The organism is Miniimonas arenae (assembly GCF_006351005.1).
GTDB lineage: Bacteria > Actinomycetota > Actinomycetes > Actinomycetales > Beutenbergiaceae > Miniimonas > Miniimonas arenae.
The window spans coordinates 42422-48951 of sequence record NZ_VENP01000022.1 but is presented as its reverse complement, the minus strand read 5'-3'; the positions used below and the strand labels follow the sequence as shown (position 1 = coordinate 48951).

Annotated in this window: 7 protein-coding genes; 6 read left to right on the top strand and 1 reads right to left on the bottom strand. The window is 74.5% G+C overall.

Annotated features, from left to right (window positions below; all coding sequences use genetic code 11):
* The first annotated feature begins 283 nt into the window (after positions 1-283).
* The 6 genes from FH969_RS07560 (at position 284) to FH969_RS07535 (ending at position 5237) form a co-directional block, all read left to right on the top strand.
* Complete coding sequence (locus tag FH969_RS07560) at positions 284-802, top strand: SurA N-terminal domain-containing protein (RefSeq protein ID WP_108718051.1); 519 nt, start codon at positions 284-286, stop codon at positions 800-802.
* Positions 802-1482: a histidine phosphatase family protein gene (locus tag FH969_RS07555; RefSeq protein WP_108718050.1), complete on the top strand. Its 681-nt coding sequence runs from the start codon at positions 802-804 to the stop codon at positions 1480-1482. The genes FH969_RS07560 and FH969_RS07555 overlap by 1 nt, the downstream gene beginning before the upstream one ends.
* Positions 1483-1514: 32 nt before the next feature.
* The gene (locus tag FH969_RS07550; protein WP_246071762.1) at positions 1515-2231 is read left to right on the top strand and encodes a MazG family protein; all 717 of its coding nucleotides are present in this window, start codon (positions 1515-1517) and stop codon (positions 2229-2231) included.
* 189 nt (positions 2232-2420) lie between these two features.
* On the top strand, positions 2421-3698 hold the full coding sequence (gene eno / locus FH969_RS07545; RefSeq protein ID WP_139986712.1) for a phosphopyruvate hydratase: 1278 nt from the start codon (positions 2421-2423) through the stop codon (positions 3696-3698).
* A gap of 457 nt (positions 3699-4155) precedes the next feature.
* Positions 4156-4641, top strand: coding sequence for an FtsB family cell division protein (locus FH969_RS07540; RefSeq protein WP_139986710.1), 486 nt, complete (start codon positions 4156-4158; stop codon positions 4639-4641).
* Between the two features lie 152 nt (positions 4642-4793).
* Positions 4794-5237 (top strand): DUF501 domain-containing protein, encoded by a 444-nt coding sequence (locus tag FH969_RS07535; protein ID WP_246071763.1) that lies wholly within the window; start codon positions 4794-4796, stop codon positions 5235-5237.
* 45 nt (positions 5238-5282) lie between these two features.
* On the opposite strand, the gene dinB is transcribed toward FH969_RS07535, so the two are convergent.
* Complete coding sequence (dinB, locus tag FH969_RS07530) at positions 5283-6488, bottom strand: DNA polymerase IV (RefSeq protein WP_139986707.1); 1206 nt, start codon at positions 6486-6488, stop codon at positions 5283-5285.
* Positions 6489-6530 lie beyond the last annotated feature (42 nt).

Below are 6530 nucleotides of genomic sequence, written 5' to 3'. Positions count from 1 at the left end.
GAGGACGAGCACGTCGTCCCCCCGCTGGGCCAGCCGAGCTGCCGTCGCCAGCCCGACGATGCCCGCCCCCACCACCACGACTCGCATCTCGTCTCCCGCCAGATCCGTCCACGTCGGGGCAAGCGTCGCAGACATCGGGTGCTTGCACGACGCGATGCGGGTCGGACTCTTCTGCACGTCGAGTCCGACCTCCGGCGGGCGTGCGGGTCGGACTCGGCGGACTACGATCGGGGCGGACCGCAGCGCCACCCGCTGCCGACCCCAGCCACCACCGGAGGTCTTCGTGCGCGCACGCCACGCCGTCGCCGTCGTCCCGCTCGCCGCCGCACTGCTGCTGGCCGGCTGCTCAGGTCGCCCCGGCACCGCCGCGACCGTCGACGGCACCCGCATCACGGACGGCCAGGTCGCGTCCCTGCTGTCCGACCTGGCGATCATCAACGGCAGCGACACGGCCACCCCGCGGCAGGCGGTGCAGTCGCTCATCATCGCGCCGACCGTGCTGGACGTTGCTGCCGACGCCGGGATGGGGGTCTCGCGCCAGCAGGGCATCGACCTGCTCGACGACGCGGCCGCGCAGATCGGCGCCGGCCCGTGGGAGTACTCCGACGAGCTCGTGGAGATCGCGCAGATGGCGGTGGCGACGAACCAGCTGGACACCGACGCCAGCGAGGAGGTCCAGACCCGCGTCGCGGACCTCGACGTCACGGTCAACCCGCGCTTCGGGACCTGGGACTCCAGCGGCGTGACGGCCACCACGTGGCCGTGGATCCTCGGCGCCTCCGACTCCACGAGCGCAGGCTGATGCCCGCGCCGCAGGACGGTCCGCGGGGCACGCTCGTCGCCGTGCGGCACGGTGAGACCGAGTGGAGCAAGGCCGGCCGGCACACCGGTCGCACCGACCTGCCGCTCACGGCGGCCGGCGAGGAGCAGGCGACCACGGCGGGGAAGTCGCTCGCGGGCCAGGAGTTCGGCCTCGTCCTCGTCTCCCCGCTCGGCCGCGCGCGCCGCACCGCCGAGCTCGCCGGGTTCCCCGACTACGAAATCGTCCCCGACCTCGCCGAGTGGGACTACGGACCCGTGGAGGGACTGACCCGCCAGCAGGTGCGAGACGAGCTCGGCTACGCCTGGTCCGTGCTGCCCGACGGCGTGCGACAGACCCTGTCGATCTCCGGCACCGACGACGTGCCCGACCGCCTGCGCAACCCCTCCCCTGGGAAGGGTGAGCTGGTGGAGGAGGTCGCGGCGCGCGCCGCGCGCGTCATCGCGCGGGTCGAGCCGACGCTCAAGGAGGGCAAGGACGTGCTGATCGTGGCGCACGGCCACCTCCTGCGGATCCTCGCGTGCGCGTGGCTCGACTTGCACCCCGAGGTCGCGGAGCGCCTCGCCATGGGCACCGCGGCGCGGTCGGTGTTCGGCTACGACCGCGGCGTGCGCTCCCTCGTGCACTGGAACGTGCCGCCGTCGGTCGTGTTCCCGGCGTGACGGACGCTCGCGGGGGCGACGACGAGCGGCTGGTGTCCGCTCTCCTGGACGTGGTCGCCGTGATGGACCGGCTGCGCTCCCCGGGCGGATGCCCGTGGGACGCCGAGCAGACCCACGCCTCCCTCGCCCCGTACGCGGTCGAGGAGGCGCACGAGGTGGCCGAGGCCGCCGAGGCCGGCGACCTGCCCGCGCTGCGGGAGGAGCTCGGCGACCTCCTCCTGCAGGTCCTCTTCCACGCGCGCGTCGCGCAGGAGGCGCCCGACGGCGAGGCGTTCGACCTCGCGGACGTCGCCTCGGTCCTCGCGGCCAAGCTGCGCCGCCGGCACCCGCACGTGTTCGCCGTCGGGCCGGACGGGCCGTCCGTGACCGACGCCGACGGCGTCAACCGGCAGTGGGACGCGATCAAGGCGGCCGAGCGCGCTGACCGCAGCGGCGGCGGCGAACGCGGTGACGGCGCCGGCGCTCCAGCCTCGGTGCTCGACGGTGTGCCCGCGACGCTGCCCGCGCTGATGCGCGCCCAGAAGGTGCTGGGCCGGGCGCGGAAGGCGGGGATCGCCGTCGGGCCGGTGTTCGGCGACGACCCCGTCGACCCCGAGGACCCCGACGACGCTGCGAGCGAGATCGGCGCGGAGCTGCTCGCCGTCGTGGCGCGGGCGGCCGCGGCCGGCGTCGATGCGGAGGCGGCGCTGCGCGCACAGGTGCGCGGCGTCGTCGCCCAGGTGCACGACGCCGAGGCGAACGCTCGCTGAGGACGGGTGCGCTCGCCGTCGGGCGTCGGTGCACGTCGTCGCGTGTGTTCGGGGACCGAACGTCCCTCCTGCGGCCCACGGCCCATCCTCTAGGCTCGTTCCGGGCAGTAGGCCCGACATCCGGGCTTGCTCCGGGCCGAAGGACGGCGTGTCTTCCGGCCCCCGTTGGCACTACCGAACGGAGCTTTCATGGCCACGATCGAGGCCGTTCTCGCCCGCGAGATCCTTGACTCGCGAGGCAACCCCACCATCGAGGTCGAGGTCGGGCTCGACGACGGCACCGTCGGCCGCGCCGGCGTCCCGTCCGGAGCGTCGACCGGTGCGTTCGAGGCCGTCGAGCGCCGCGACGGCGACAAGGGTCGCTACCTCGGCAAGGGCGTGCAGGACGCCGTCGAGGCCGTGCGCGACGTGCTCGCGCCCGAGGTCCTCGGGTTCGACGCCGCCGACCAGCGCGACATCGACCAGACGATGATCGACCTGGACGGCACCCCCAACAAGGGCAAGCTCGGCGCGAACGCCATCCTCGGTGTCTCCCTCGCCGCCGCGCGCGCGGCCGCCGAGAGCGCCGGCCTGCCGCTGTTCCAGTACATCGGTGGACCGAACGCGCACGTGCTGCCCGTCCCGATGATGAACATCCTCAACGGCGGCTCGCACGCCGACTCCAACGTGGACATCCAGGAGTTCATGGTCGCGCCCATCGGCGCGCCCACGTTCAAGGAGGCCCTGCGCTGGGGCGCCGAGGTGTACCACTCCCTCAAGTCCGTGCTGAAGGCCCGGGGCCTGGCCACGGGCCTCGGCGACGAGGGCGGCTTCGCTCCCAACCTCGCCTCCAACCGCGAGGCGCTCGACCTCATCCTCGACGCGATCGAGAAGGCCGGCTTCAAGCCGGGCGAGGACCTCGGGCTCGCGCTCGACGTCGCCTCGACCGAGTTCTTCAAGGACGGCGCGTACTCCTTCGAGGGCGGCACCAAGACGCCCGAGGAGATGATCACCTACTACAAGCAGCTCGTGGCCGACTACCCGCTGGTCTCCATCGAGGACCCGCTGAGCGAGGACGAGTGGAGCTCGTGGGCCGAGCTCGTCACGCAGGTCGACGACAAGGTGCAGATCGTCGGTGACGACCTCTTCGTCACCAACCCCGAGCGGCTCGCGCGCGGCATCAAGGAGAAGTCCGCGACGTCGCTGCTGGTGAAGGTCAACCAGATCGGCACGCTCACCGAGACGCTGGACGCCGTGTCCCTGGCGCAGCGCGCCGGCTTCACCGCGATGGTCTCGCACCGCTCCGGCGAGACCGAGGACACCACGATCGCCGACCTGTCGGTCGCCGTGAACTCCGGTCAGATCAAGACCGGTGCGCCCGCCCGCGGTGAGCGCATCAACAAGTACAACCAGCTCCTGCGCATCGAGGACCTGCTGGGCGACGCGGCGGTCTACGCCGGGCGCTCGGCGTTCAAGCGCCTGGGCTGAGCCTCGGCTCTGCTCGGCACTGCGGGCGGCTTCGGCTGCCGGCCGGCTGCCCTGCTCGACGTTCGCGGCCCCGGCCCCCTTCGTGGGGGTCGGGGCCGCGCCGCGTCATGGGTGTCACGCAGGCGCATGTGCGGGCACGCCGGGCGCCCTTGCCGGTATCGCCGACGGCGTGAGGCACCATGAGTCGGTGAGTGTCCGACCGGTGGGGGTGCGTATGGCAGGGACGACCGCGTCGCCCGGCCGTGCGCGGCAGGCGTCCCGCCCTGGCGGTCGAGCCGGCAGCGCGCCCCGCGCGACGCCCTCGCGGACCTCGTCGGGCACCGGCCGATCCGCGGACACCTCGGGCGGCTCCTCGTCCGGCGCGCGCGACGGTGGCGCCCGCTCCGGCGGTGGCGCCCGCTCCGGCGGCGGCGGCTCGGGACGCGACGGCGCACCCCGCGAGCCACGCGGCCTCACGATGCGCACGGTCGGCCTCGGCCTGGTGCTGCTCGTCGCGTTCATCGTGCTCGCCCCGACGCTGCGCGCCTACGTCGCCCAGCAGGAGCAGCTGCGCGACATCAACGCCCAGATCGCCGACTCGCAGGCGCAGGTCGAGGAGCTGCAGCACGAGCTCGACCGCTGGGAGGACCCCGAGTACGTGAAGTCCCAGGCGCGTGAGCGCTTCGGCTACGTGCTCCCGGGCGAGCGCGTGTACCGGGTGATCGACCCGGAGACGGTCACCGGCGACGGACCTGCGCCGACCGACGACCGCGGCGCGTTCACAGCCTCCGTCGCCGACCCCTGGTACGTCTCCGTGTGGAGCTCGGTCGAGGTCGCCGGCGCCGCCGAGCAGGCCGCCGCCGGCGCCGGCGTGGATGGCGCAGACGACCCAGCCACCGCGACTGACGACGCGACGGCGGCCGACGGTGCCGCGTCGCCCGCCGACGGCGCGGCGACCCCGTGAGCGCGCACCGCGACCTCCCGGGTACCGACGCTCGCCCGGCGGATCTCGACGCCGGGGCGGCGCACGCCGAATCCGACGGCGCTGCGACGGGCACGCAGGCCTCCACGCTCCCGCCCGTCGACCCGGCTGACCTCGCGGTCGTCGCCGAGCAGCTGGGCCGCGAGCCCCGCGGCGTCGTCGCGATCGCGGCGCGCTGCGTGTGCGGACGGCCGACGGTGGTGCGCACCGCACCGCGGCTCCCGAACGGGACCCCCTTCCCGACGACGTACTACCTCACCCACCCCGGCGCTGTCGCCGCGGTCTCGACGCTCGAGGCCTCCGGTCTCATGACGCAGATGACCGCCCGCCTCGCCGAGGACCCCGAGCTCGCGGCCCGCTACCGCCGCGCGCACGAGGACTACCTCGCGGCGCGCGCCGAGCTCGGCGACGTGCCCGAGATCGCCGGGATCTCCGCCGGCGGGATGCCGGGCCGCGTGAAGTGCCTGCACGTGCTCGTCGGCCACGCGCTCGCGCGCGGCCGGGGCGTGAACCCGTTCGGCGACGAGGCGCTCGACCTCGTCGCCGACGTGTGGACGCCGACGCGCTGCACCTGCTGACGAAGCCGCCTGCCGCGCCCCGTTCCCCGTGAGCACCCCCTCCCGCTACGGGTCGTCCGGCAGCAGCGGCACCGCGATCCCCTCCCCTCGGCGCACGAGCGAGCCGCGCACCACGGCGCTCGAGCCGAACCGCTCGCGCATCCCGTCGAGCGCGACGTCAAGCAGCGTGGTGTCGGGGACCAGCGACAGCTCGGGCTGGTACGCCGCGTCCGCGGCGAGCCCGCTGACCGCGACCCCCACGAGCGTGATCCCGCGCTCGCGGATCATCGGCCGCGCCGCCTCGAGCAGCGCGACGGCCGCGGCCGCGATGCGGTCGGTCGAGCACGTCGGGTGCGGCAGCGTGCGCGACCGCGTCGCCTTCGTGTAGTCGTCGAACCGCAGGCGCAGCTCGACGGTCGCGGCGATCCGGTTGCCCGCCCGCAGCCGACGGCAGACGCGATCGACGAGCCCGAGCAGCGCCGCCTCGACCTCGGCGGGGGAGTGCGGGCCCCGCCCGATCGCGCGCTGCGCTCCGACCGACCCGCGCCGTCTGCCCACCACCACCGACTCCGGCGTGAGGCCGTGCACGACGGCGAACAGGTGCCGCCCGGCCGCCGGCCCCAGGATGCCGACGAGGATCGAGCGGTCGAGGACGGCGACGTCGCCCGCCGTGCGCAGCCCGAAGGAGTGCAGCCGCTCCGTGGTCTTGGCGCCCACGCCCCAGAGCTGCTCGACGCCGAGCGGGTGCAGGAAGGCGGCCTCGCCGTCGGGCTCCACGAGGAGGAGGCCGTCCGGCTTGGCGACCCGGCTGGCGACCTTCGCGAGGAACGGCGTCCGCGCGACCCCGACCGTGATCGGCAGCCCGACCTCCTCCCGGACCAGGCGCCGCACGCGCGCGCCGATGTCGATCGGCGGCACGTCGATCCGGTGCAGCCCCGCGACGTCGAGGAACGCCTCGTCGATCGAGACGCCCTGCACGAGCGGCGTGGTGCGCCGGAAGATGTCGAACACCGCGCGCGAGGCCTCGGAGTACGCCTCGAAGTGCGGCCGCACCTCGATCAGCTGCGGGCACAGCGCCCGGGCCTGGCGGCCGGACATCGCCGTGCGCACCCCGAACCGCTTGGCCTCGTAGCTCGCCGCGAGCACCACCCCGCCGCCGACGGCGATCGGCCGCCCGCGCAGGCGCGGATCGTCCCGCTGCTCCACCGAGGCGTAGAAGGAGTCCAGATCGGCGTGCAGGATCGCCGCTCGTCGCTCACCCGACCCGGCCATGGCGCGAGCGTCGCACAGGGGTACGACATCGCCGGCGGACGG

What these genes read in the sequence shown, in the direction of transcription:
- dinB (WP_139986707.1), bottom strand. Translation starts at nt 6,488, where the DNA reads ATGGCCGGGTCGGGTGAGCGACGAGCGGCGATCCTGCACGCCGATCTG.
- FH969_RS07540 (WP_139986710.1), top strand. Translation starts at nt 4,156, where the DNA reads ATGCGCACGGTCGGCCTCGGCCTGGTGCTGCTCGTCGCGTTCATCGTG.
- FH969_RS07555 (WP_108718050.1), top strand. Translation starts at nt 802, where the DNA reads ATGCCCGCGCCGCAGGACGGTCCGCGGGGCACGCTCGTCGCCGTGCGG.
- eno (WP_139986712.1), top strand. Translation starts at nt 2,421, where the DNA reads ATGGCCACGATCGAGGCCGTTCTCGCCCGCGAGATCCTTGACTCGCGA.